At 71.4% G+C, this 23696-nt stretch carries 24 protein-coding genes and 3 pseudogenes; 15 read left to right on the plus strand and 12 right to left on the minus strand.

What is annotated here, in order from left to right; translation table 11 throughout:
- Positions 1-65: 65 nt before the first annotated feature.
- The 5 genes from ABD437_RS29845 to pdxR all read right to left on the minus strand — a co-directional run bounded on the left by ABD437_RS29845 (position 66) and on the right by pdxR (position 6889).
- The gene (locus ABD437_RS29845; RefSeq protein ID WP_344652267.1) at positions 66-1181 is read right to left on the minus strand and encodes an ABC transporter permease; all 1116 of its coding nucleotides are present in this window, start codon (positions 1179-1181) and stop codon (positions 66-68) included.
- 57 nt (positions 1182-1238) lie between these two features.
- Positions 1239-2753, minus strand: coding sequence for a sugar ABC transporter ATP-binding protein (locus ABD437_RS29850; RefSeq protein ID WP_344652268.1), 1515 nt, complete (start codon positions 2751-2753; stop codon positions 1239-1241).
- Complete coding sequence (locus ABD437_RS29855; protein WP_344652269.1) at positions 2750-3943, minus strand: ROK family transcriptional regulator; 1194 nt, start codon at positions 3941-3943, stop codon at positions 2750-2752. The genes ABD437_RS29850 and ABD437_RS29855 overlap by 4 nt, the downstream gene beginning before the upstream one ends.
- 95 nt (positions 3944-4038) lie before the next feature.
- Positions 4039-5445, minus strand: coding sequence for a xylulokinase (xylB, locus tag ABD437_RS29860; RefSeq protein ID WP_344652270.1), 1407 nt, complete (start codon positions 5443-5445; stop codon positions 4039-4041).
- A gap of 10 nt (positions 5446-5455) precedes the next feature.
- The gene (gene pdxR, locus ABD437_RS29865; RefSeq protein WP_344652271.1) at positions 5456-6889 is read right to left on the minus strand and encodes a MocR-like pyridoxine biosynthesis transcription factor PdxR; all 1434 of its coding nucleotides are present in this window, start codon (positions 6887-6889) and stop codon (positions 5456-5458) included.
- 66 nt (positions 6890-6955) lie between these two features.
- On the opposite strand from pdxR, the pseudogene ABD437_RS29870 reads away from it, so the two are divergent.
- Positions 6956-7804, plus strand: a pseudogene (locus ABD437_RS29870) (DMT family transporter); the annotation flags it as partial.
- Here the strand turns inward: ABD437_RS29870 and ABD437_RS29875 are convergent.
- Positions 7742-8434, minus strand: coding sequence for an HD domain-containing protein (locus ABD437_RS29875; protein WP_425558280.1), 693 nt, complete (start codon positions 8432-8434; stop codon positions 7742-7744). The pseudogene ABD437_RS29870 and the gene ABD437_RS29875 overlap by 63 nt on opposite strands.
- 400 nt (positions 8435-8834) lie before the next feature.
- Between ABD437_RS29875 and drmB the strand changes: the two genes are divergently transcribed.
- From drmB to ABD437_RS29895, 4 genes are all read left to right on the plus strand, one after another.
- On the plus strand, positions 8835-10430 hold the full coding sequence (gene drmB, locus ABD437_RS29880) for a DrmB family protein (RefSeq protein WP_344652273.1): 1596 nt from the start codon (positions 8835-8837) through the stop codon (positions 10428-10430).
- Complete coding sequence (gene drmC, locus ABD437_RS29885) at positions 10427-11149, plus strand: DISARM system phospholipase D-like protein DrmC (protein ID WP_344652274.1); 723 nt, start codon at positions 10427-10429, stop codon at positions 11147-11149. The genes drmB and drmC overlap by 4 nt, the downstream gene beginning before the upstream one ends.
- Positions 11150-11390: 241 nt before the next feature.
- Positions 11391-11744, plus strand: coding sequence for a hypothetical protein (locus tag ABD437_RS29890; RefSeq protein WP_344652275.1), 354 nt, complete (start codon positions 11391-11393; stop codon positions 11742-11744).
- Positions 11745-11748: 4 nt separating this feature from the next.
- The gene (locus tag ABD437_RS29895; protein ID WP_344652276.1) at positions 11749-12534 is read left to right on the plus strand and encodes a uracil-DNA glycosylase; all 786 of its coding nucleotides are present in this window, start codon (positions 11749-11751) and stop codon (positions 12532-12534) included.
- A gap of 101 nt (positions 12535-12635) precedes the next feature.
- On the opposite strand, the pseudogene ABD437_RS43115 reads toward ABD437_RS29895, so the two are convergent.
- Positions 12636-12788: pseudogene (locus ABD437_RS43115) on the minus strand (site-specific integrase); the annotation flags it as partial.
- Positions 12757-13092, minus strand: coding sequence for a tyrosine-type recombinase/integrase (locus ABD437_RS29900; protein WP_344652277.1), 336 nt, complete (start codon positions 13090-13092; stop codon positions 12757-12759). The gene ABD437_RS29900 and the pseudogene ABD437_RS43115, both read right to left, overlap by 32 nt.
- 958 nt (positions 13093-14050) lie before the next feature.
- On the opposite strand from ABD437_RS29900, the gene ABD437_RS29905 reads away from it, so the two are divergent.
- Genes ABD437_RS29905 through chrA form a run of 3 tightly spaced genes read left to right on the plus strand, consistent with a single transcriptional unit; the run spans position 14051 to position 16341 of the window.
- A complete protein-coding gene (locus ABD437_RS29905; protein ID WP_344652278.1) occupies positions 14051-14506 on the plus strand; it encodes a Chromate resistance protein ChrB in 456 nt (151 codons plus the stop codon).
- Positions 14503-14934, plus strand: a complete 432-nt coding sequence (locus ABD437_RS29910) for a chromate resistance protein ChrB domain-containing protein (protein ID WP_344652279.1) — start codon at positions 14503-14505, stop codon at positions 14932-14934. Before ABD437_RS29905 ends, ABD437_RS29910 begins: the two co-directional genes overlap by 4 nt.
- A gap of 12 nt (positions 14935-14946) precedes the next feature.
- Complete coding sequence (gene chrA / locus ABD437_RS29915) at positions 14947-16341, plus strand: chromate efflux transporter (RefSeq protein ID WP_344652280.1); 1395 nt, start codon at positions 14947-14949, stop codon at positions 16339-16341.
- A 4-nt stretch (positions 16342-16345) separates the two neighbouring features.
- Here the strand turns inward: chrA and ABD437_RS29920 are convergent.
- Positions 16346-16618: pseudogene (locus tag ABD437_RS29920) on the minus strand (ArsR/SmtB family transcription factor); the annotation flags it as partial.
- A 13-nt stretch (positions 16619-16631) separates the two neighbouring features.
- On the opposite strand from ABD437_RS29920, the gene ABD437_RS29925 reads away from it, so the two are divergent.
- The 4 genes from ABD437_RS29925 (at position 16632) to ABD437_RS29940 (ending at position 20042) form a co-directional block, all read left to right on the plus strand.
- A complete protein-coding gene (locus ABD437_RS29925; protein WP_344652281.1) occupies positions 16632-18470 on the plus strand; it encodes a heavy metal translocating P-type ATPase in 1839 nt (612 codons plus the stop codon).
- A 191-nt stretch (positions 18471-18661) separates the two neighbouring features.
- Positions 18662-18835, plus strand: a complete 174-nt coding sequence (locus ABD437_RS29930) for a CsbD family protein (RefSeq protein WP_344652282.1) — start codon at positions 18662-18664, stop codon at positions 18833-18835.
- A 90-nt stretch (positions 18836-18925) separates the two neighbouring features.
- Complete coding sequence (locus ABD437_RS29935; RefSeq protein WP_344652283.1) at positions 18926-19699, plus strand: hypothetical protein; 774 nt, start codon at positions 18926-18928, stop codon at positions 19697-19699.
- Positions 19700-19709: 10 nt separating this feature from the next.
- Positions 19710-20042 (plus strand): gamma-glutamylcyclotransferase family protein, encoded by a 333-nt coding sequence (locus tag ABD437_RS29940; RefSeq protein ID WP_344652284.1) that lies wholly within the window; start codon positions 19710-19712, stop codon positions 20040-20042.
- Here ABD437_RS29940 and ABD437_RS29945 read toward each other — a convergent pair.
- Complete coding sequence (locus ABD437_RS29945; RefSeq protein ID WP_344652285.1) at positions 20027-20464, minus strand: nitroreductase family deazaflavin-dependent oxidoreductase; 438 nt, start codon at positions 20462-20464, stop codon at positions 20027-20029. The two genes, ABD437_RS29940 and ABD437_RS29945, sit on opposite strands and share 16 nt — an antisense overlap.
- A 5-nt stretch (positions 20465-20469) precedes the next feature.
- Positions 20470-21240 (minus strand): SDR family NAD(P)-dependent oxidoreductase, encoded by a 771-nt coding sequence (locus tag ABD437_RS29950; protein ID WP_344652286.1) that lies wholly within the window; start codon positions 21238-21240, stop codon positions 20470-20472.
- A gap of 108 nt (positions 21241-21348) precedes the next feature.
- Between ABD437_RS29950 and ABD437_RS29955 the strand changes: the two genes are divergently transcribed.
- Positions 21349-22071, plus strand: coding sequence for a TetR/AcrR family transcriptional regulator (locus ABD437_RS29955; protein WP_344652287.1), 723 nt, complete (start codon positions 21349-21351; stop codon positions 22069-22071).
- Positions 22068-22346, plus strand: a complete 279-nt coding sequence (locus tag ABD437_RS29960; protein ID WP_344652288.1) for a GlsB/YeaQ/YmgE family stress response membrane protein — start codon at positions 22068-22070, stop codon at positions 22344-22346. The genes ABD437_RS29955 and ABD437_RS29960 overlap by 4 nt, the downstream gene beginning before the upstream one ends.
- A 29-nt stretch (positions 22347-22375) precedes the next feature.
- Here ABD437_RS29960 and ABD437_RS29965 read toward each other — a convergent pair whose 3' ends face one another.
- Positions 22376-22972, minus strand: a complete 597-nt coding sequence (locus ABD437_RS29965) for a TetR/AcrR family transcriptional regulator (RefSeq protein WP_344652289.1) — start codon at positions 22970-22972, stop codon at positions 22376-22378.
- Between the two features lie 42 nt (positions 22973-23014).
- On the opposite strand from ABD437_RS29965, the gene ABD437_RS29970 reads away from it, so the two are divergent.
- A complete protein-coding gene (locus ABD437_RS29970; RefSeq protein ID WP_344652290.1) occupies positions 23015-23674 on the plus strand; it encodes an NIPSNAP family protein in 660 nt (219 codons plus the stop codon).
- Positions 23675-23696: the final 22 nt, after the last annotated feature.

Here is a 23696-nt window from a genome sequence, read left to right on the forward strand (position 1 = left end):
GAGAATTACGCAAGTCGGCGAACCACCGTTGGGCGAGGCCACGGCGGCGAGTGAACGGAAAGCGGTCAGGTCGCGGATTCCGAGCGGCGGCGCTGCAGCAGCACGGCGCCGAGAATGATCAGGCCCTTCGCCAGGTTCTGCACGGGCGTCGACAGGTTGTTGAGAATGAAGAGGTTCGTGATCAGCGTGAAGACGAGCACGCCCAGGAACGTGCCGACGAGCGTGCCGCGGCCACCGGTCAGCAGCGTGCCGCCGATGATCACCGCCGCGATCGCGTCCAACTCGTAGTTCTGGCCGTTCGTGGAGGAACCCGACGCGGTCTGGGCGGTGAGCATCACGGCGGCGAGCCCGCAGCACAGCCCGGACACCCCGTAGAGCAACGCGGTGTGCAGGCGGATGTCGATACCGGCCAGACGGGCGGCCTCGGGGTTGCCGCCGACCGCGACCGTGCGCCGCCCGAACGTCGTCAGGTTCAGCACGACCCAGCCGATCGCGAACGTGCCGACCAGCAGCCAGACCAGGTACGGAACTCCGAGGAACGCCCCGTCGGCGATCCCGTTGAACGTCTCGCTCTTGACGACCTGGGTCTGCAGGCCGGCGATCTGCTGTGCGAGCCCGCGGGCGCCGATGAGCATGCCGAGCGTGACGATGAACGGCACCAGCCGCCCGTAGGCGATGAGCGCACCGTTGACCAGGCCGACGATCAGGCCGACGAGCAGCGCGCAGAGCACCATCACGAACGGGCCGTAGGACTGGGTGGCCACGGTGGTGCACCACACCGACGCGAGCCCGACGATCGAGCCGACCGACAGGTCGATGCCGCCGCCGATGATCACGAACGTCATGCCGACGGTGACGACACCGATCACCGACGCGTTGGTGAGGATGGTTCGGATGTTGCCGGTGGTGGCGAACGTCTCGGCGGTGGCGAAGCCGACGATGCACAGGATGACCAGGACGACGATCAGCCCGATGTTGCGGGTGGCTCCGCCCTCGGAGAGCGACGCCAGCCAGGTGCGGAACGGCGACGGCTCGACGGCGGGTTCCGCGGCGGCGGCTTCGACCCGGGCCTGTTCGTCGGCCGGTGGAACGGTGGCGACCGGCGCCGGCCCCATCCCGGCCGCCTGGGCGGACGGCGCCGGGTCGGTCGGGTCGGTCGGGGTTCTGGTGGGATCAGTCATGAGCGCCTCGCTCCAATGCGGTGGCGGGAGGGGGTGCGCACTGCGCAAGCGGTGGGGTCAGCGGGCGGTGGTGACGCGTTCGCCGGCCATGACCAGGTCGAGGACCTGGGCTTCGGTCAGGTCGGAGGCCGGTGCTTCGTGCACCACGCGTCCCTCTCGGACGACCAGGACGCGGTCGGCGAGACCGAGCACTTCGGGAACTTCGCTGGAGACCATCAGCACGCCGACGCCCTGGTCGGCGAGCGAGCGGATGAGCGCGTAGAGCTCGGCGCGGGCACCGATGTCGACGCCCCGGGTCGGCTCGTCGAGCAGCAGCAACCGCGTCCTCCCCAGCAGCCAGCGGGAGACCACGGCCTTCTGCTGGTTGCCGCCGGAGAGCGTCCGCATGGCGCGGCGGGGATCGGCCGGGCGCAGGTCGAGCGAGCGGGTGACGGCCCCGACCTCGGCCCGCTCGGCGCCGCGCCGGACGAAGCCGAACCGGGCGAACCGGCGCAGCGACGCGAGCGAGACGTTCCGGTAGACCGGCTCGCCGAGCAGGAGCGCCTGGCTCTTGCGCTCCTCGGGAGCCAGGCCCATCCCGGCGGCGACCGCGGCCTTCACGCTGCCGCGCCGGATCGGCTCGCCGTCGATCTCGACCGTGCCGGTGGCGGCTTTCCGCGCGCCGTAGACGGTCTCCAGGATCTCCGAGCGACCGGCGCCGACGAGCCCGGCCAACCCGACGATCTCCCCCGCCCTGACCTCGAACGAGACCTCGCTGAACTCCTTCGGCCGCCCCAGGTCGGTGACCCGCAGCAGCGGCTCCCCGCCCGGCGTGCCGCTGCGCGAGGGGAACACGTACTCGACGTTCCGGCCGGTCATCAGGCGGACGACCTCGTTCGTCGGGGTCGTCTTGGCCGGCAGGTCGACCGCGACCGTGCGGCCGTCCTTGAGGATCGTGACCCGGTCGCCGATCTCGCGGATCTCGGCGAGCCGGTGCGAGATGTAGATGACCGCGACCCCGGCCGACGTGAGGTCCCGGATGACCCGGAACAGGTTCTCCACCTCGTCGTGCGCGAGTACCGCGGACGGCTCGTCCATGATGATCAGCTGCGCGTCGTGCGAGAGGGCCCTGGCCATGCTGACGATCTGCTTGCCGGCGGCGGGCAGCCGGCCGACCTCGCGGCCGGGCGGGATCTCGGCGTGGCCGAGCCGGCCGAGCAGCTCCCGGGTGCGGCGGCGGGCGGCACCGCGCGAGCTGAACCCGAAGCGGCGCGGCTCGTGGCCGAGGAACACGTTCTCCGCGACGGTGAGGTCGTCGACGAGGTCGAGCTCCTGGTAGATGGTCGCGAGCCCGGCGTTCAACGCGGCCGTCGGCCGTACGAACCGGACTTCCGAGCCCTTCCACTCGATCGTGCCCTCGTCCGGCTGGTGCGCTCCGGACAGCACCTTGATCAGCGTCGACTTGCCGGCCCCGTTCTGGCCCAGCAGGCAGTGCACTTCGCCGGGCGCGACGGTGAGGTCGACGCCGTCCAGCGCGCGCACGCCGGGGAACGTCTTGACGATTCCGGAGAGGCGTAACAGGGGCTCGGTCATCGCGTCACCGGTCCGTAGGCGAGATCGCTGGCCAGGGTCGCCGCGCCGGCCACGCCGGCGCGGGCGCCGAGCTCCGACAGCACGACCGGCAGGTTCCGGGTGGCCAGCGGCAGCGACCGGCGGTAGATCACCGACCGCACCTCGGCCAGCAGCAGGTGCCCGAGCCCGGCCAGGCCACCGCCGATGACGATCATCGACGGGTTGAAGAAGCTGACCAGCGACGCCAGCACGCCACCGAGCCGACGACCACCGTCCCGGATCAGCCCGATGCAGACCGGATCACCCTCCACCGCACCCGCGCCGACGTCGGCCGCGGTGACGGTGCCGTTCAGGCGCAGCCGCTCGGCCAGCGCCGGTGACGTGTCGTTGCGTGCCGCGGCCAGCGCGTCGCGCGCCAGCGCCGCGCCGCCGAACATCGCCTCCAGGCACCCGGCGTTGCCGCAGGCGCACACCGGGCCGTGCGGGTCGACCTGGATGTGCCCGATGTCGCCGGCGCACCCGTCCACCCCGCGGTACACCTGGCCGCCGACCACGATGCCGCAGCCGATACCGGTGCCGACCTTCACGAACAGCAGGTCCTCGATCGACCGGGCCACCCCGCCGCCGCGTTCACCGACGACCATGATGTTGACGTCGTTGTCGACGACGACCGGGCACCCGTGCCGCCCGGCCAGCTCCTCCCGGACCGGGTAGCGGTCCCAGCCGGGCATGATCGGCGGCGACACCGGTACCCCGTCGCGGAAGCTCACCGGGCCGGGAACGCCGAGGCCGATCCCCGCCAGCCGGGGCAGGTGCCCGTCGACCCGGACCTTCGCGACCAGGTCGTCGATGCGGTCGAGCACCGCTTCCGGGCCGCGCCGGATGTCGATCGGCTCCTCGATCGAGGTGACCGGTTCCAGCGAGCCGTCGGTGACCTCGACCGTCACCGAGGTCACGCCGAGGTCGACGCCGACGAACCGCAGCTCGGGGTCGAGCTCGACCATCGTGGAGCGCCGGCCACCCCGGGACGCGGCCGGCCCACCGTCGCGGGCCAGGCCGAGTTCGTGCAGACGGGTCAGCTCGGCGGCCAGCCGGGCTCGGGGGAGCTCGAGCCGGTCGCCGAGCTCGGCCCGGGAAGCGGGCCCCTCGTCGCGAAGGGTCAACAGAATCTGGGACTGGGCGGAGTTGTCCGGTCTGGGCCGAGGCGTCATTGCACAGCCTTCCCAAGTTGCCTACGTCACAAGGCGTGGGGAGACCGTAGAGCTCGCTTCCCGTCGATGTCCAGAGTCTTTTGGATTACAGACGCCTAACTTTTGTTCGAGCGAGACGAAAGTTCTTGCACGCCGGTACGAAACTGGGCGTAGCGGTCACGAGCCCCCGAGTAGTCGTCGGTCGCGTCCGGGGTGTGCTCGGCCGCGACCGTCCACTGGGGCGGCTCGGCCGCACCCGACAGCGCCCAGGCCGCCTGCCGCGCGGCGCCCAGTGCGACGTACTCCCCGGGCGCCGGCACGTCGACCGGCACGCCGAGGATCCCGGAGGCCACCGCCCGCACCGCGGGCGACATCGCGGCCCCACCGATCAGCAGCGCGCGCCGGACCGGCACCCCGTGTTGACGGACGGCGTCCAGCCCGTCGGCCAGGCCGAGCAGCATGCCCTCGACCGCGGCCCTGGCGAGGTTCTCCGGGCGGGCGTTGGCCCTGGTCAGGCCGGTGATCCGCCCGGTCTCGTCGGGCAGGTCGGGCGTGCGCTCGCCGTCCAGGTACGGCAGTAGCGTCAGCCCGGCGGCGCCGGGCGTGCTGGCCAGCGCCAGCTCGGACAGCCGATCCAGGTCGACGCCGAGCAGGTCGGCCGCCGCGGTCAGCACCCGCGCCGCGTTGAGCGTGCAGACCAGGGGCAGGAACCGGCCGGTCGCGTCGGCGAAGTCGGCGACGAACCCGCTCGGGTCGTTCGTCGACGCCTCGGCGACCGCGAACACCGTGCCGCTGGTGCCGAGCGAGACGACGACGTCGCCCGGGCCGGCGCCCAGCCCCAGCGCGGCCGCCATGTTGTCGCCGGTGCCGGCGGCGAGCGCGATGCCCTCCGGGGTGCGGCCGACGATCTCGGCCGGCCCGGCCACGCGGGGCACGCCGATCTCCCGGCCGAACGCGCGCTCGAGCAGGTCGAGGCGGTACTCGCCGGTGGCCGCCGACCAGTAGCCGGTGCCGGACGCGTCGCCGCGGTCGGTGGTGGGCTCGATGCTCTGGCCGGACAGCTTCCAGGTCAGCCAGTCGTGCGGCAGCAGGATCCGCTCGACCCGCTTGGCCTGCTCGGGTTCGTGCGTGGCGAGCCAGCGCAGCTTGGTGACCGTGAAGCTCGCGACCGGCACCAGGCCGACCGCGTCGGTCCAGGCCTGGGCCCCGCCGAGCTCCTCGATCAGGTCGGTGGCCGCACCGGCCGAGCGGGTGTCGTTCCAGAGCAGCGCCGGACGGACGACGTTCCCGTCGGCGTCGAGCGTCACCATGCCGTGCTGCTGGCCGCCGACGGCCATCGCCTCGACGCCGTCGAGCAAGCCGTCGGACGCGCTCTGGAGCGCGGACCACCAGATGGCCGGATCGACCTCGGTGGCGTCGGGGTGCGGTGCCCGACCCTGGCGGACCACCTCGCCGGTCTCGGAATCGCAGATGAGGACCTTGGTGGATTGCGTCGAACAGTCGACGCCAGCGACGAGTGCCATGCCGTTTTTCCTACCTTGTGATGCCCGTTCGCACCACCATGCCGAGGCGGGCGCCCATCCGGCGGGCCGCTTCGTCGAGCCGGTTCGGGGGATGTGCGGCATAACCGATCACGAGTCCGGGCCGGCCGGGCAGCGTGCGGTGCCAGGACAGCGGCTGCACCCGGACGCCGACCTCGGCGGCGGAGGCGGCGAGCACGGTGTCGGGGATGTCGCTGGGGAGCGTGATCACCAGGTGCAGACCGGCCGCGACCCCTTCCACGCGGGCGTCGGGGAGGTGCTGTTCTAGCGCGGTCAGCAGCGCGTCGCGGCGACGACGCTGGCGCTGCCGGACCCGGCGCAGGTGCCGCTCGTACTCGCCCGAGCGCAGCAGGTGGGCCAGCACCAGCTGGGACAACGCCGGGTTCCCCAGGTCGGTGGAGTGCTTGACCGCGATCAGGTCGTCGCGCAGCGCGCCGGGCGGGATCATCCAGCCCAAGCGCATGCCCGGCGCCAGCGTCTTCGAGGTGCTGCCCATGTAGACGACCCGGTCGGGTGCGGAGGCCTGGAGCGCGGCGACCGGGGCCCGGTCGTAACGGTGCTCGGCGTCGTAGTCGTCCTCCAGGACCAGGCCGCCCCAGGCGAGGAGCTCGCGGCGGCGGGCCGGGCCGAGCACGACGCCGGTCGGGAACTGGTGGGCGGGGGTGAGCAGGACGGTGTCCAGCCCGGTGGCGACCAGGTCCTCGACCCGGAGGCCGTGTTCGTCGACCGGGACCGGGTGCGTGCGCAGTCCCCAGCTCGTGAGCTGGTCCCGGGCTCCCCGCGAACCGGGGTCCTCCATCGCGATGTTCCGCGCCCCGAGGACCCTGGCGGTCAGGGCGAGGGCCTGGGCGACGCCGGCGACGACGAGGATGTCGTCGGGTTCGGCCCGGGTGCCGCGGGTGCGCGCGAGCCACACCGCCAGCTCGCGACGCAGCGCCAGCACACCGCGCGGGTCGCCGTACCCCAGGTCGGCGCTGGTCATCGACGTGAGCACGGCCCGCTCCGCGCGCAGCCAGGCCGCCCGCGGGAAAGCGGCCAGGTCCGGCTGCCCCGGCGACAGGTCGAACTCGATGCCCTCGGCCGGCCCCAGCGGCAACCGGAACCCCGCCGGTGTCGACGCCGCCACCGGCTCTCCGGACCGAGCGGCCGGCGGCGTCGAGGCCGTGAGCATCCCGGTGATCACGGTGCCCGCGCCGGTGCGTGCCTGGGCGAGGCCCTCGTCGACCAGGCGTTGGTAGGCCTCCACCACCACCCCGCGCGAGACACCGAGGTCGACGGCGAGGTCACGCGTGGCCGGCAACCGCGCCCCGGGGGCCAGACGCCCGTCGGCGACGGCACCGCGAATGGCGTCGACCAGCCAGGTGGTGAGGCCTTTGGGAGGGGCCGCCGCCGCCCGGAGCTGCAGGAAATCCGATCCGGCCGACATTGGTCCACCTCCTTGCGCTTCCAATGGTCCTTCAACTGGACCATGATCGGCCCCCAGCATGGCGGCATGCTCACTTCACGTCTAGCGGCGGCGTCCGGCGCGACCGGAATGGTGTTCGTCGGCGGGAGCGTCGCGGTGTCGTCGCTGCTCGTCGGTAGCCCGCTGTTCACCGTGCAGGCGGTGCGCTACGCGCTGGCCTGCGTCCTGCTGATCGGGTTCGCCGGACTCGCCGGGCAGCGCCTGGTGCGGCCGCGCGGCACGGAGTGGCTCTGGCTGTGCGGGATCGCGGTGACCGGCCTGGTGGTGTTCAACATCGCGCTCGTGCAGGGCTCCCGGCACGCGGAGCCTGCCGTGCTCGGTGTCGCGGTGGCGAGCGTCCCGGTGCTGATGGCGGCGGTCGGGCCGCTGCTGGAGGGCGCCCGGCCGAGCGCGCGTGCGCTGGTCGCGGCGCTGGTGGTGACCGCGGGCGCGGGCCTGGTGGAGGGCCTCGGGCGCAGCGACGGGCTGGGGCTGCTGTGGGCCGTGGTCGTGTTCGCGAGCGAGGCCGCGTTCACGCTGCTGGCGGTGCCGGTGCTGGGGCGGCTCCGCCCGTGGGGAGTGTCGGTGCACACCACCTGGATCGCCGCGGCGGCCTTCCTGGCGATCGGCGTCGTGCGCGAAGGTCCGTCCGCGGTGGCCGACCTCGGCCGGGCCGAGATCGGCGCGATCGTCTACCTGGCGGTCGCGGTGACCGCGCTGGCGTTCGTGCTCTGGTACTCGTGCGTCGCCCACCTCGGGAGCGGTCGCGCCGGGCTGCTCACCGGCGTCGCGCCGGTGTCGGCGGCGCTGTGCGGGGTGGCGCTGGGGCAGCCGTTACCGGGTGTGCTGGTGTGGCTGGGTATAGCCGTGGTGGCCGCGGGCCTGGCCGTCGGCCTTCCCGGGGGCGTCCGGGCGGATCCAGCCACGCCGGACCCCCTCCTCGACCAGGCGGCTCGTAGCGGCGCCCAGTGACGTGGAGCCGGCGACCACACCGGCTTCGCGGGCCCGGACCGTGCTCTCGGTCGCGCCCGGCATGTGCCACGTGCCGCCCCCGGTGAGCCAGTTGAGCAGCATCGGCTCGAGCCGGTCCATCGCCTTGCCGAAGCGCGCCTCCGGTGTGCGGCCCGCCTCGAACTCGTCCCACAACGCACGCAGGTCCGCCGCCTGGTCGTCGGGGAGCAGCGTGAACAGCCGGTCGGCCGCGGCCTCCTCGCGTTCACGCTGCCCCACGACCGCGGCCGGGTCGAACACCGGGCTGTCGCCGGCGTAGATCTCCACCAGGTCGTGGACGATCACCAGCCGCATCGTGTGGCCGACGTCGATCGGCTCGTCGGCGTACTCGGCCAGCAGCAGCACCATCAGCGCGAGGTGCCAGGAGTGCTCGGCGTCGTTCTCCCGACGCTCGGCCGCGGCCAGCGGCGACGCCCGCAGGACGGTCTTGAGCTGGTCGACCTCGGCGACGAACGCCAACTGCCGCCGGAGCCGCTCGTCGAGACCGTCGGGCAGCGGGTTGCGATCGATGAGCACGGCGCCCACCCTAAATCGTCCGGCTGATCGGCCTCTCCGGCCTGGCCCGGCGCGATCGGTTGCCGCCGACGGTCGCGTCGCACCGGTCCGACCCGGGCGCCGCACCCGACGGCACGATGGCCACGACCACGGCGCTGGCCGGCACGGCGGCGTTCGCGGTCGGCGCCGCCGTGATCGGTGCCGTGGTCGCCGCGCTCCCGTTCCCCGACGCGACCCGGTGCGGGGTGTTCGCGACGGCCAGACGAACACGGTCGACTCGGCGCGGGAGCCACCCCGCTGATGGCTGCCTCACCCGACACGACCCCAGCACGACTCCCGCGAGCGACGCCCACTACCGACTAGCGAGTGTCCTGTAAGTAGTTGAGCTGCGCCTTCTGGTATTCGTGTGGCTTGGTGGGTCGTGGAGAGCTGGATCGAGCCGTTGTTACCGACCTCGGGCCGGGGTCGGCGGTGGCGTGATCATCGGCAGGTCATCAACGCCATTCTGTGGAAGCTGCGGACCGGTGCTCCGTGGCTCCAGAGCAACGAGCGGGACCCGGGCGGGCCCGCGTCCCGGGTCGGGGTGCCGACGATGCCGTTCCCCGGCTGGCTCCGCTGCACAGTGTGTAACCTGCTCGCGCCGCTGGAAGGCGGTGCGTTCGGATTCGAGAATTCCAACGCCCGGCAGCCCCAGGACGCGCACTTCTACCACGACACTTGCCCGAAGAAGAAGACGGGGAAGCGTCCGCTGGCTATCCCGGCCCGCTTCGTGCTCACCTGCATCGGTGGGCATTTAGACGAGTTCCCTTGGGTGTCATTCACTCACCGCGGCGGCACCTGTCCCGACGTAGCCCAGCCGAGCCTGCTCATGGACGACCGCGGCGGCAACCTCGGCGCGAACGTCGAGCTGCAATGCCGCAGATGCGGCGCAAAGCGCAACATCCGTGAGGCCGCCGGTGCGCGCGGGGAGCGGAACCTGCCGCCGTGTCGGGGCCGGCACCCACACCTGGGTTGCTTCGACCCCGCCGGCTGCACTCGAGACCCGAAGATGCTGGTCATCGGTGCGTCCAATCAATGGTTCGCCGATACGCTTGCTGCGCTGGCCGTGCCCAAGACCGGCGCGAGCACAGATGCACCGGACCTGCTTACCCCCGAGTGGCAGATCTTCACTGAGCCCGGAGTCCCGGACTCCAGCTCGGACTTCACCCTCCGTCGTGATCGCGGGGGCGTCCCCGGTGCGCTCAAGGAGATCTTCGCTGACGTCGTGCACGCCGAGCGGCTTCGGGAAGTCCGGGCGCTGGTCGGGTTCACCCGTTTGGACGCCCCTGACCCGGAGGAACCTGGCGCGGTGCAGCGGGTACGGCTGGCTCGCGACGCTCCGACGTGGGTGCCGGCCAGCGAGGTCCGCGGTGAAGGCATCTTTCTGCGCCTACCCGAGGACCTGCTGGCCGAGTGGGAACAGCGCGTTAAGGATTCGGATGCGCTTCAGGCGCACCGCGAGGCTTATGCACGGTTTCGCGCGAACCGGTACTCCGACCGGCAGGGCCAGACCTTCGAGCCGATGAAACGGTGGCCCGGTGCCCGCTACATCGCCCTGCATACCCTTTCCCACTTGCTGATCCGCACCATCTCCCTGGAGTGCGGCTACAGCGCGGCCAGCCTGTCGGAGCGGCTCTATCCGAGCCAGGGCGACGATCCACGGGCCGGGATCCTCATCTACACCGCAGTTCCCGACGCGGAAGGGACGCTCGGTGGCCTGGTGTCGCTGGCCGAGCCGGAGCCGTTGACCCGGCTGGTGCGTCGCGCGTTGAGTGAGGCGCGGCACTGCTCGTCGGATCCGTTGTGCGCGGAACGGCTGCCGGAGCCACCGGCGGACTTCGTGCATGGCGCGGCCTGCCACGTCTGCCTGTTCGTCTCCGAGACGACGTGCGAACGCGGCAACCGGTTCCTCGACCGCCGGTTCGTCGTCCCGATCGACGCCGACGCGAGCCTGGCGCTCTATCCCGACCTGCCGTGAGCCGCGACCGCTTCGTCGAGGCGGTCGCGGCAGCGCTCACCGATCTCGGGCCGACCCGCCTGCGCCTCATCGCCGACGGAATCGCAGCCCACCGGACCACGGATGACCTGTCCGCTGCCGTACCTGTACCCGGATTCTCCGCGGTTGTCTCCGCACTCACGACCGCTCACCGCGACGCCGGCCTGTCGACCGCCGAGGCCGCCTATCTGGAAGGCGCGGCGACCGGCTACGACGCGGGGACTACCGAACGCGCCCAAGCTGTGTGGAGCGGCCCGGCTAGCGCGGCCGTGCCCCTCCGCGCAACCGCGCAGGTCTTGCTCGACGTGGCCGCAGAGGCACGGACAGAGCTACTGCTGACGACCTACTCGGCCAAGCCGTACCCGCCACTGCTCGACGCACTCCGCGACGCCGTCGCCCGTGGCGTCCGCGTCGACATCGTCGTCGAGACGCTCCAGGGAGCAGGAAGCGCGCTCAACGGCGTAGAACCCGCGACAGCCTTCACGGCCGTACCGCAGGCACGGCTCTGGCACTGGCCTCCGCACGAGCGCGGCGCCGCCGGAGCGAAGATGCACGCCAAGGTTGCGATCGCCGACCGCCTGGCGCTCCTCGTGACAGTGCGAACCTCACGCAGTCAGGCATCACGACGAACCTCGAAGCGGGCCTGCTCGTGCGCGGGGGGGCGGCCCCGGCGCGGGTTGCCGAGCATCTACGGCACCTGATGAGCGATGGCACGCTCGCTCCGCTCATGCAGGCCTGAAAGTGGCGGTGAAGGGACCAGTCCCATCTGGTAGTCCAGCCTCTGTCCTGTCGATCGGACTGGAATGGGCCCAAACTCCACTGTGGAACCCACTGCTACTCATGACCGGTTCGGTGAGCATCGCTGATGCGAGAGTCGCGGTCGCGAACGACTTGTCTCGAGACGGCCCACCACCGCGGACCGCCGCTCCTAGAGTGGGCCCCATGGGAACCTGCCTGCGCACCGACGCCGCCTACTGCGCGGTCGCCGCGCTGCTCCTGGGCCTGTTCGCGGAGCCGGTGGGCGGCGCGCTCGGCGTCCCGGCGGGGGTGCCGCTCACGGCGGCCGTGCTGACGTTGGGCTGGGCCGGGATGCTGCTCGCGCTCGCCGCCCGGCGTCGACCGCGTGGCCCCGTGCGGTTCGTTCTGGTGGCGAACGTCGTCGCGGTGGCCGGGCTGGCCGCGCTCGCATCCACACGGCCGCTCGACGCGCTGTCGCTGTTGCTCCTGGCCGTCGCTGTCGAAGTCGGTGCGTTCGCGGTCTGGCAGGCCGTGCTGCTCCGTACTAGGCGCGGCTGACGACGTGGGTCGGCACAAGCGGATGCGCGATCCGCGCTTCCGGCGGCAGCAGGAGCGCGATACCTATGCCCCGCACGTCCGGCCGGTGAACGAGCTGGTCGACGAGCTTCGAGCGGTGCGCGGCCGCGGCTGGGTGCCCTACGTGGCGCCGTGGCACGGTGGTTCCGAGGCGAGGGTGCTGTCGGTGCTGCGCGATCCCGGGAAGAAGACGCTTGCCGCGGGCGGTTCGGGCTTTCTGTGCATCGAGAACGACGACGAGTCGGCCAAGCGTCAGGCTGAGCTGTTCGAGGCGGTCGGTGTCTCACCGCGTGACATCACACCGTGGAACGCCTACCCCTGGTACATCGACGCAAAGCCGACGGCGGAGCAACTGCTACTGGGCGTTCCTCCGCTGCTGCGGCTGATCGCGTTGATGCCCGACCTGCGAGTCGTGCTCCTCCAGGGCAACGACGCCCAGGAGAGTTGGGATCTTCTCGTGAAGCGGGAGCCGCGGCTGGTGCGCGAACGCGGGCTGGTCGTCGTGCGGACCTACCACCCCAGCCCAAAGGCGATATGGCACAAAGATGCGGTGGAGCGTCGGCGCCGCGAGGAGGACCGTCGCACCAAGTACGGCGCGGTAGCCGACGCACTCCGCGCCGCAAGGGCGGAGGCGGGTGACCATGACGCAGGCATTGCTCCCGGGCGGCTGCGACGGATCGCTCCTGGCCCTCTCGCGAAGGCCGCGGTGCCGGCCGCGGGCGCTGCCATCGCCCTCGTGGCGGCCTCTCTCGTCCGCCGCGGACGCCGCTGAGTCACGTTGCCAATTGCGTCTCCGCGAGCCATGCCCCGACCGTAGTAATTGTCCTCGGTCATGCTGACCTTCTCGTGCCCGAGCTGGTCGGCGGCCGCACGGCTGGTGAGGCCGGCTTCTTTCATGATCGTCGCGACCGTCTTACGGAACACGTGGCTGGTGACCCATTCGTAGCCGCACCACTTGAATGCGTCCTTGAGGTCGGCCTCGGTGTTGCTCGGGTCACGCAGCCTTCCGCGGGCGGAGGTGAACACCGGTCCCCTCAGCGTTTGCGGGCCGACGGCGCCGGAGCATGAGGACGCACCACCGGGGCAGGTCGAGCGTCCTCTTCTTGAGCTTGTTGGACTCGTTCTCCTGGATGATCAGGCCCTGCCCCTTGACTCGGATGACGTTGCCGCGGAGCCGGACGGTGCCGGCGTCGAGGTCGACGTCGTCCCAGTGGACCGCGGCGGTTTCGGAGATCCGGAGCCCGGTGGCGAGCATGAACCCGACGAGGTCGGGAAGGTCGCGCCGGATGGCCTTGTCGTCATAGGTCAGCCAGATCCGCAGGTCGAGCACCTCCGCGGCGGTCAGCGACGCGGGAGTCCGATGGTCTCGGTGTCCCGGACGGAATTGCGGTCGATGAGGTTGTTCCGCGCGGCGTAGCCGCACACGCCCGACAGCACGGACCGCGCGGTCTTCGCCGTCGACGCCCCGCGCTAGTCCTTCATCGTCTTGAGGTACCGCTCGCACGCGGACACGGTTCCGAGCTCCCGGATGCGCAGCTTGCCGACGCCTGGCTTGAGGCAGCGGGCGAGGTTTCCCTCGTAGTGCTGGATGGTCCCGATCCCCTTGGCTCCTTGTGACCTCAGGTTGGCGATCCAAGCGTCGGCGATGACCTCGACAAGGGTATCGGGAGTGTGGTCGGGGCTGCCGACTTAGACACGGTCACGCACGGCGAGGTCGAGGGCGAGTCGGGCTTTGTTCTTTGTGGCGGCGAATCGTTTGCAGGTCGCTTCCCAGCCGCATTTCGTAGGATAGAAGCGGTACGTTCCAGCAGTGCCGACGGCGAGAGGTGGGCGTCCCATTTAAGTGCTCCCGGAGGCTTGTGGACCATCTCAGGACCACAATTTCCGTCATCGCACTACACGTTGTCGCCCAACAACGAACACCCTGACGAAGATGTTTCCGCAGCTCAGAGGCAGGTAAGCGTCTGCAAGAGACAACGAACAGTAGTGCTTCGAAGGGTTACTGGCTTGAGTCCAGTCGGGGGAGCATTTATCTGCGGAAACGCAGTCTGGCCCACCTTGTGAAGGTGGGCTCTTGACATTTCACCGGCAGTTTTTCGAAGGCTCTATCAGGCGCTGGCCGGCTTCGGTGGTTGCTGGAGATCGACGTTCCCTCGCGCGATCGTGCTGTGGTTCCTGCACGCTCTCGGCGGCATGTGACCACGGGTTCACGGCTTGAGGTCGACTCGTCCGAGTAACCGTGGTTACATCAAGATGTGCCTACTGAAGCAAGCCGACCGGGACGATGGGTGCTGCTGGCCTATCGCATGCCGCGGGAACCGTCGCGTCCGCGGATCGCGGTGTGGCGCAAACTGGAGCGTCTCGGGGTGGCTCGGCTCGGTGACGGGCTGGTGGCGCTTCCGGCCGACGCGCGGACCAGGGAGCAGTTCGACTGGCTGGCCGAGGAGATCGCCGAGGGGGGTGGCACGTCGACGCTCTGGGTTGCTGAGCCGGGGTCGCTGGGGCAGGAGCGGGAGGTCGCGGCGGCGATGCGCGCGGCCCGTGCCACCGAGTACGCCGCGGTCCTGGTCGAAGCGCGGACCGTCGAGTCCAGTGACGATGTCGAGCGTGTGCGTGCGGCCCGACGCCTACGAGGTGAGCTTCGCCGCATCACGCGTCGGGACTTCTTTCCGCCGCCGGAGCGGGACGCCGCCCGCGCCGCAGTGGATGCGCTTGCCGGCGAACACGTCCGGGAGGGGGCATGAAGTGGGCCACCCGGGCGGGCGTCCACATCGACCGCGCGGCGTGCGCCTGGCTGATTCGTCGCCACGTCGATGCGACCGCCGAGTTCGTGTTCGTCGCGGATCCGGGTGACGTGCCGGGGGATGCGACACCGTTCGACATGCGTGGCGTCGACCTGGGGCACCACGGCGGCGACTGCACGTTCGAGACGATTCTGCGCCGCTACGACCTGGCGGACCCGGTGCTGTGGCGGCTCGCCGAGATCGTCCACGAGGCCGACATCGAAGACGAACGCTTCGACGCCCCAGAGGCACCCGGCCTGGACGCGGTGCTGCGCGGCTTGTCGATGATCTGCGACGACGACCGCGTGCTGGAGCTGACCGGGCCGCTGTTCGACGGCCTCTACGAATACCAGCGGCGGGCACTGCTGCTCGACCGCCCACCCACCTGAGCGGAGGCCACAGTGAGCACCGAACCCGATGCCCCCGCTGCGGTCGGCACCGGTCAGGACCTCATCCCATTCCGGGAAGCCGTCCGCACCTGGTTCTTGATTTCGCTGCAGACCTTCGGTGGGCCGGCGGGGCAGATCGCGGTGATGCAACGGCACCTGGTCGACGACCGGCGCTGGATCGGCCAGCAGCGGTTCCTGCACGCGCTGAACTACTGCATGCTGCTGCCCGGCCCTGAGGCCCAGCAGCTGGCGATCTACATCGGATGGCTGCTCAACGGGCTGCGCGGCGGGCTCGTCGCCGGCACGCTGTTCGTGCTGCCGGGCCTGGTCGCACTGTTGGGGCTCTCGGCCGTCTACGCCGGGTACGGCGACACGACCGTCGTCACCGCGCTCTTCGCCGGGCTGGCGCCCGCGGTCGTGGCGATCGTCGCGCAGGCGGTGTGGAGGGTCGGGTCCCGGGCGTTGAACAGTGCGGCGCTGGTGGGGTTCGCGGTCGCCGCGTTCCTCGCGCTGGCGGTGTTCGGGGTGCCGTTCCCGATCGTCATCGCCCTCGCCGCCGCAGCCGGGTGGGCGCTGCACCGCTGGCGCCCCGCCGCCGTGACCTCCTCCGGCGGACACGGCGGTAGAGACGATGGACCGCCCCCGCTGATCGCCGACGACGCACTGCACCACGACCAGCCGTCCGCGCGGCGCGCCGCGCTCATCCTGTCCGTCGGCCTGCTCGCCTGGGCTCTCCCGGTCGCGCTCGTCGCCGGGCTCACCGGCGTCGGCAGCGTCTTCACCCAGCAAGGTTTGTTCTTCTCCGGCGCGGCGGTGGTGACCTTCGGCGGCGCCTACGCCGTCCTCGCCTACGTGGCGCAGCGGGCGGTGGAGTACTACGGCTGGCTCTCGGCCGGCGACATGGTCCGCGGCCTCGCTCTCGCGGAGACGACACCGGGGCCGCTGATCATGGTGGTCCAGTTCGTCGCCTTCCTCGGCGCCTACCACCACCCGGGGACCCTCGACCCGTGGGTCGCGGGCGTGCTCGCCTCGCTGCTGACCACGTGGGTGACGTTCGTGCCGTGCTTCCTGTTCATCCTGCTCGGCGCCCCCTATGTCGAGCGCCTGCGCGGCAACGACGCGCTGTCGGCGGCATTGACCGGCATCACCGCCGCCGTGGTCGGGGTCATCGCCAACCTCGGGCTGTACTTCGCCGTGCACACGCTGTTCGCGGAGAACGACACGATCGTTACCGGCCCGCTGAACCTGAACGTTCCGGACGTGACGACGCTCCGCCCGGTGTCGCTGGGCATCGCGGTGGTCGCCGCCGTACTCATCTTCCGGCTGAAGTGGCCGGTGCTGCGTGTCCTCGGGGTCAGTGCCGCGCTCGGGCTGGTCGCCGGTTCGCTCGAGACGCTGGTGAGCTAGCCGGTCAGTCGCCGGCGACCGCGCGTATCGCGGCGGCGGGTTCGGCGTCGTCGCCCCGGTCGAGGTGGTCGGCGTGGAAAAGTGCCTGGCGCAGCAACCGGCGGACGTGGTCGTCGGCGGCGGAGTAGTACACGAACGTGCCTTCCCGGCGGCCCTTCACCAGGCCGGCCAGGCGCAGCTTGGCCAGGTGCTGGCTCACCGCGGTCGGGGCGGCGCCCGCGAGCTCGGCCAGGCAGGCGACTGATGACTCGCCTTGCAGCAGCGCCCAGAGCACCTGGTCGGTGCCGGAGGTGCGGTGGGCGGCTCTGGCGACCGCTCTGTTCGGGCTCGGCCTGGCCGTGCAGCTGACCGGCGGACCGGCCTGGACCTACTGGGCGCTGTACCTGGCGTGTTATGCCGCCGGCGGTTGGGAGCCCGGGCAGGCGGGGCTGCTGGCGTTGCGGGAGCGGCGGTTGGACGTCGACCTGCTCATGGTGGTCGCCGCGCTCGGCGCCGCCTCGATCGGACAGGTCCTCGACGGTGGCCTGCTGATCGTCATCTTCGCCACCTCGGGTGCGCTGGAGGCGGTGGCGACCCGTCGCACCGAGGAGTCCGTCCGCGGGCTGCTGGATCATGCGCCGGAGACCGCCACGGTGCTCACCCCGGACGGGGAGCGGACGGTGGAGGCTCAGGCGCTCGCGGTCGGTGATTTCGTGCTGGTGCGTCCGGGGGAGCGGATCGCGGGCGACGGCGTGGTGACCGAGGGCTGCAGCGACGTGGAGCAGGCGACGATCACCGGTGAGCCGCTGCCGGTAACCAGACAGCCCGGTGACGAGGTGTTCGCCGGCACGCTCAACGGCCGCGGCGCTTTGCGGGTCCGGGTGACCAGCCCGGCGACCGAGACGGTGCTGGCGCGAATCGTGGCGATGGTCGCCGAGGCCAGCGCCACCAAGTCACGCACCCAGTTGTTCGTCGAGCGGATCGAGCAGCGTTACTCGGTCGGCATGGTCGCCGCGACCGTCGCGCTGTTCGTCGTGCCGCTGTTGCTCGGCGCGGAGCTGGAGTCGGCGTTGCTGCGGGCGATGACGTTCATGATCGTCGCCTCCCCGTGCGCGATCGTGCTCGCGACGATGCCGCCGCTGCTCTCGGCGATCGCCACCGCCGGCCGCCACGGTGTGCTGGTCAAGTCCGCGGTGGTGCTGGAGCGGCTGGCGTCGGTGGACCGGGTGGCCTTCGACAAGACCGGCACCCTCACCGAAGGCACACCCCAGCTCACCTCGGTGCACGTCCTGCCGGGGGCGCCGCTGGCCGAGGATGAGCTGCTCTCGGTCGCCGCCGCCGCGGAAGCGCCGTCGGAGCACCCGCTGGGCCGAGCGGTCGTCGCGGCCGCGAAGCAGCCCATCGGAACGGCCACCGACTTCACTTCCGCACCCGGCCACGGCATCAGCGCGCGAGTAGGAGGACAGCTCATCGAGATCGGTCGACCCGGTGCTACGGCTCCGTTGGTCGCGGCACGGGAAACGGACGATCGGACCGTCGTCGTGGTTCGGGTCGACGGGACACCGGCCGGGGTGCTGGGCTTCGCCGACCGACTCCGCCCAGGCGCCGTCCACGCGGTCGCCGCCGTACGGGCGTTGACCGGCTCCACGCCGATCCTGTTGACCGGGGACGGTCCGGCGGTCGCGCGACGGCTGGCCGCCGAAGCCGGCATCGACGACGTGCGCGCCGGGCTACTCCCGGAAGACAAGGTCACCGCGGTTCGCGAGCTGGAGGCAGCCGGACACCGCGTCCTGCTGGTCGGCGATGGTGTCAACGACGCTCCTGCCCTGGCCTCCGCGCACGTCGGCGTGGCGATGGGCCGCACCGGCTCGGACCTGGCGCTGGACACCGCCGACGCGGTCATCACCCGAGACGAACTCACCACCGTTCCGGCCGCGATCACCCTCGCGCGCCGCGCGCACCGGGTCGTCGTCGCCAACCTCGTGATCGCCGCGACGTTCATCGCTGTTCTCGTCGCCTGGGACCTCTTCGGCACGCTCCCGCTGCCGCTGGGCGTCGCCGGACACGAAGGCTCCACCGTGCTGGTCGGCCTCAACGGGCTGCGGCTACTGCGCTCAGCGGCCTGGCCACGAGCGACCGTTCAGTCGTAGCGGACCGGACTACATGGAGCTTCCCCGCTCCACTGCGACGAGGCCCGTCTCGGGACAGCCCGAGATCCTGCAGTCGGGTGGCGAGGCCGGTCCCAGCCGAGCAGCATCGTCGGTTGAGTCGGTCAAGGGCGGGGTACCCGGCGGTTCCCGGCCTCGCAGGCGGCGAGGCGAGTACAGGAGAGGCTCGGGCCATGGGCGCGGAAGACAAGCTGAACAACAAGGCCGAAGAGCTCGGCGGCAAGGTGAAGGAAGGCGCCGGGAAGGCGACCGACGACAAGGACCTCGAAGCCGAAGGCAAGGGCGACCAGGCCGGGGCGAACCTCAAGCAGGCCGGCGAGAAGGTCAAGGACGTCTTCAAGTCCTGACGCAGGCGAGTGCCTCGACTCAGCGCCGGGCGCCGGCGCTGAGTCGGAGGTCGATCGTCTGGCCGCCGGCGCCCTTCTAGGCTCCAGGTAGTGACGCTGCTGCTGAAACTGCTTCTCGCTCCCGCGCTCGTCGCCGGATCTTCGTGGGCCGGTCGCCGATGGGGCGCCCCGGTCACCGGCGTGCTGGTCGCCCTACCGATCATGGCCGGGCCGATCCTGCTGATCACCTGCCTGGAGCAAGGCCCCGAATTCGGATCACGCGCCGCGGCTGCCGCTCTGCTCGGCCTGCTCACGTTGGCCTTGTTCACCGTGGTCTTCGCGTGGTGCGCACGGTTCACCGGCTGGGTCGGCTCGCTCGCTCTGGCCTGGACGGTCTGTCTGGCCGCGGACCTGGGGCTGGCTCGGCTGACCCTGCCGCCCATCGGGGCACTGCTCCTCGTCCTGCTGGCCGCCCGCGGCGCCCTCGCGGCCTTACCGACCGACCGCGCGGGCGACGACACCGGCACCGCACCGCCCTGGCCCTGGTGGGACCTGCCCGGGCGCGCCGCCGCCACCGCCGTGCTCGTCGTCGCCGTGACCGCGGCCGCCGGGACGATCGGGCCCGGACTGACCGGCGTCCTGGCGCCGTTTCCCGTCGCGACCAGCGTCGTCGCCGCGTTCGTCCTGGCCCGTCAGGGCGCCGACGCCGTGGCCAGGACGCTGCGTGGCGTCCCGCGTGGGCTGCTCGGCTTCGCGGTGTTCTGTTTCCTGGTCGCGGAGCTCACCGAGCCACTCGGTGTGGCCACCGCGTTCGTCCTCGCGGTCACCGCCACGCTCGGCGTTCAACTCGTCGCCGGTCGGGTGACGCCGACCGCGGATCGGTAGCGTCACCGCCGTGCCACTGCTCTTCTCGTACGGAACGCTCCGCGAACCCGCCGTCCAGCGCGCCACCTTCGGCCGTGAGTTGACCGGACACCCCGACACCCTCCTCGGATACCGACGGAGCCTGCTGGAGATCAACGATCCGCACGTCCTCGCGGTCAGCGGCCAGACCCACCACCCGATCCTCACCGCCACCGGCGACCCGGCCGACACCGTCGACGGAACGGCGTTGGAGGTCACCGAGGCCGAACTGCTCGCCGCCGACGAGTACGAGGTCGACGACTACCGCCGCGTGCGGGCTCCGCTCGCCGGCGGTGGCACCGCCTGGGTCTACGTCCGAGCCTGAGCCGGGAACGTGATCCGCATCAGCCGGCTTTCGGCCCAGTCCTCCAGCCGCGTCGGCCGGATCGTGCCGGGATCGTGGGGCTGATTGAGGTCCGCCACGATCTCCGCCAGCACCGCCCGACGTTCGGCCGGATCGGTGACCGGCGTGGCCCGGGCGGGCAGGTCAGCGCTGACCCCGTTCTTCAGATGGACGACGAAGTCGGGGTGGGCGAGAAGGTTCGCGTGCCAGTCGGTCGCCGCCCCGCCCGCGCCGCTGCACAGATACGTGTTGCCGCCGGCCCGGTAGAAGAAGATCTCGATGCGGCGAGGTCGGCCGGTTCGGCGTCCGACCGTCGTGATGTCGATGATTCGTTCGCGGGTGCCCGCGGCGGGGGTGATCTCGAGTGCTCGCCGGACGTGCTCGGGAAGGTGCGACAACGACATGGCGGCTACGCCTGGAGCGCGGGTCCGAGGAGGAGCCCACCGTCGACGACGTACTCCGAACCCGTGACGAACGACGCGTCCGACGACGTCAGGAACAGCAGTAGGCGGGTGACGTCAGCCGGTTCTCCGAGGCGGGGGATGGCGAACGGCTCGGGGGAGTAGAAGTCGGCGATCGCCGCGGTGGCGCCGGCCGCTGGTTCGTGGATGAACGGGGTCGCGATCACGCCGGGATGGATGGTGTTGACGCGGATCTGGTCGCGGCCGAGTTCGAGCGCGGCCGTCCGGGTCAGACCTCGCACGGCCCACTTGCTGGCGACGTACGGCGCGTAGTGCGCCGTGCCGCCCAGGCCCATCGTCGAGGCGATGTTGACGACGGCTCCTCCGCCGGCCCGACGCAGGGCGGGGGCGGCGGCCTTGATGCCGAGGAAGGTCCCGGTCAGGTTGACGCCGAGGATGCGGAACCACGTGGCCTGGTCCGTCTCCTCGATCGGCGCCGGCGGGTTCTGGACACCCGCGTTGTTGACGAGCACGTCGAGGGCGCCGAAGGCATCCTCGGTCGCTCGCACGGCGGCCGACCACGAGCTCTCGTCGGTGACGTCGAGGTGGAGAGCGCGGGCGCGGGGGCCGAGTTCGTCGGCGAGGGCGGCGCCGCGTTCGGCGTCGATGCCGGCGATCACCACGTTCGCGCCCTCGGCGTGGAAGGCGCGGACGTGGCTCGATCCCTGGCCACCGGTGCCGCCGGTCACGAGCACGGTCTGGTCGTCGAAGCGGCGCATCACACCAGGTCCTTCGATGGGGGAGTGGTGAGCCGATCGACTCACCACTGCCCGACAGTAGGTCGGCGGCAGTGGTGAGTCAAGCCACTCACCTCGTATGCTCGAGCCGTGACGACGTACCACCAGCGCATCGCCCAGGAGAAGCGCGCGCTGATCCTGGCGGCGGCGACGGCGCTGTTCCTCGAGCTGGGCTACGACCGGACGTCGCTGGCGCGGATCGCGGAGCGCTCCGGCGTGTCGCGGGCCACCTTGTTCAAGCAGTTCCCCACCAAAGCCGCCTTGTTCGACGCCATGGTCACCGAGTCCTGGTCGGCCGCCGACGAAGCGGACCCGCCGCCGGCAGGCGATCTCGCCGACGGGCTCGGCGCCATCGGCCGCCGCTACGCCGAGCTACTGGGCCGCCCCCGGATGAGCGACCTGTTCCGCATCGTCATCGCCGAGCTGCCGCGGTTCCCGGAACTCGCCGATGCGCAGTTCTCGCACGGCAAGATGCCGTACTTCGAGTCCGTACGCGCCTACCTGCGGTCCGAACACGAGGCGGGAACGGCGCGGATCGACGACGTGGAACTCGCCGCCACCCAGTTCCTGGGCATGATCTCCAACTACGTCTTCTGGCCGACGCTCCTCGTGCCCGGCTGGGAGGTGAGCGCCGAACGCGTCACGCAGGTGGTCGACGAGGCCGTCCGCACGGTCGTCGCCCGGTACGCCGTGGCCCCGACCGTCCGGCGTCCGGTGAAGAGTCCCGGCGGCGTTTGCGGCGGGGGAGCGCGGGAACCCGGCCCCCGGTTCGCCGCGTCCATGCGGCGGCAGACCGAAGTGGAGAAGCCGTGACCGTCGCCGGAATCATCAGCGCGCTCGTTGTCGGTCTGATCATCGGCGCTCTCGGGCGCCTGGTCGTACCCGGCAAGCAGAACCTCCCGATCTGGCTCACCATCGTCGTCGGCATCGTCGCCGCGCTGCTGGGCACGGCCATCGCCCGGGGCCTGGGCGTGGCCGACACCAAGGGCTTCGACTGGATCGAGCTGATCGTCCAGATCGTGCTCGCCGCGGTCGGGGTGAGCCTCACCGCCGGCCTCTACGGGCGTCGCGGGCACCGCGCGCACTGAGTCGATGAACCGAGGGGGGNNNNCCCCCCTCAGTGTTCGGTCGGGACGACGCCGCGAGCGAGCACTCGCAACGCGGCCGCCGCGTCGTGCAGCGGCTCGGCGCTCCCGCGCACCCTGGCCAGCATCTCGGCCCCCTCCAACAGCGCCAACGCGGTGACGGCCAGCGACCGGGCCGGTTCGTCGGCCACCCCGGCCGCGGTCAGGTGGCGCTGCAGCGTGACGATCCATCGGTCGAACGCCTCCGCCGCGGCGGCCCGTAGCGCGGGCGAGCGCCCGATCGACTCCAGCGCGGTCGCGGCCACCGGGCATCCGTCCAGCCAGTTCGACCGGGTGAGCGCGTCGGCGAGCGCGAGCGCGCAGTCGGCGAGGCCGTCCTCCGGTGCCGACGCGCGGGCCAGCGTCCCACGCAGCAGAGCGTCGACTCCCTCCGCGCCCTGGGCGAGCGCGGCCAGGGCGAGTTCCTCCTTCCCGCCGGGGAAGTGGAAGTAGAACGAGCCCATCGGAGCGGCCGCCTCGGTGGTGATCTGTTTGACGGCCGTCGCCTCGTAGCCCTGCCGGCTGAGCAGCGACACGGTGGCCGCCACCAGCCGCTCTTTCCCGCTCGGCCCCGCTTGCGCTGCTCCCATGAGCGCACTATACAGAACGCTCTACTACCAACGGGGAGTGCGATGATTCTCGAGTTGCGCCAGTACACGCTCCACCCGGGACGGCGTGACGTGCTGATCGAGCTGTTCGAGCGGGAGTTCGTCGAGCCGCAGGAGGAGGTCGGCATCGAGGTGGTCGGCCAGTTCCGCGACCTCGACCGACCGGACCACTTCGTCTGGATACGCGGGTTCCCCACCATGGAGGCGAGGAAAGCGGCCCTCTCCGCGTTCTACGGCGGACCGGTCTGGGCGGCCCACAAGGACGCCGCCAACGCGACGATGATCGACTCCGACGACGTCCTGCTGCTGCGTCCGGCGGGTCCGGACACGGGCTTTCCGTCCGAGCCGGGCGCGGACGACGCCGCGTTGACGACGGCCACCATCTACTCGTTCGCCGAACCCGTGACCGACACCGTGCTCGACCTCGTCGAGCGCGAGGTCGAACCGCTCCTGCCGCACCGGTCGGCGCTGTTGTGCACCGAGTCGTCGGCGAACACCTACCCGGCGCTGCCGGTGCGCGAGGGCGAGCAGGTGATCGTCCGATTCGGACGCTACGCCGACGAGCACGCGCACGCGGCCGCCGACTCCGCGCGCCGGCAGGCCACGGCGATCCTGGCGCCGCACCTGCGGTCCGCTCCGGTCGAGTTGCGCCTCGCGCCGACGCCCCGGTCGTCTCTGCGATAACGCCCAATGGCAGTAATTCGAC

The sequence above is a fragment of the Cryptosporangium japonicum genome, from assembly GCF_039524755.1.
Classification (GTDB): Bacteria; Actinomycetota; Actinomycetes; order Mycobacteriales; family Cryptosporangiaceae; genus Cryptosporangium; species Cryptosporangium japonicum.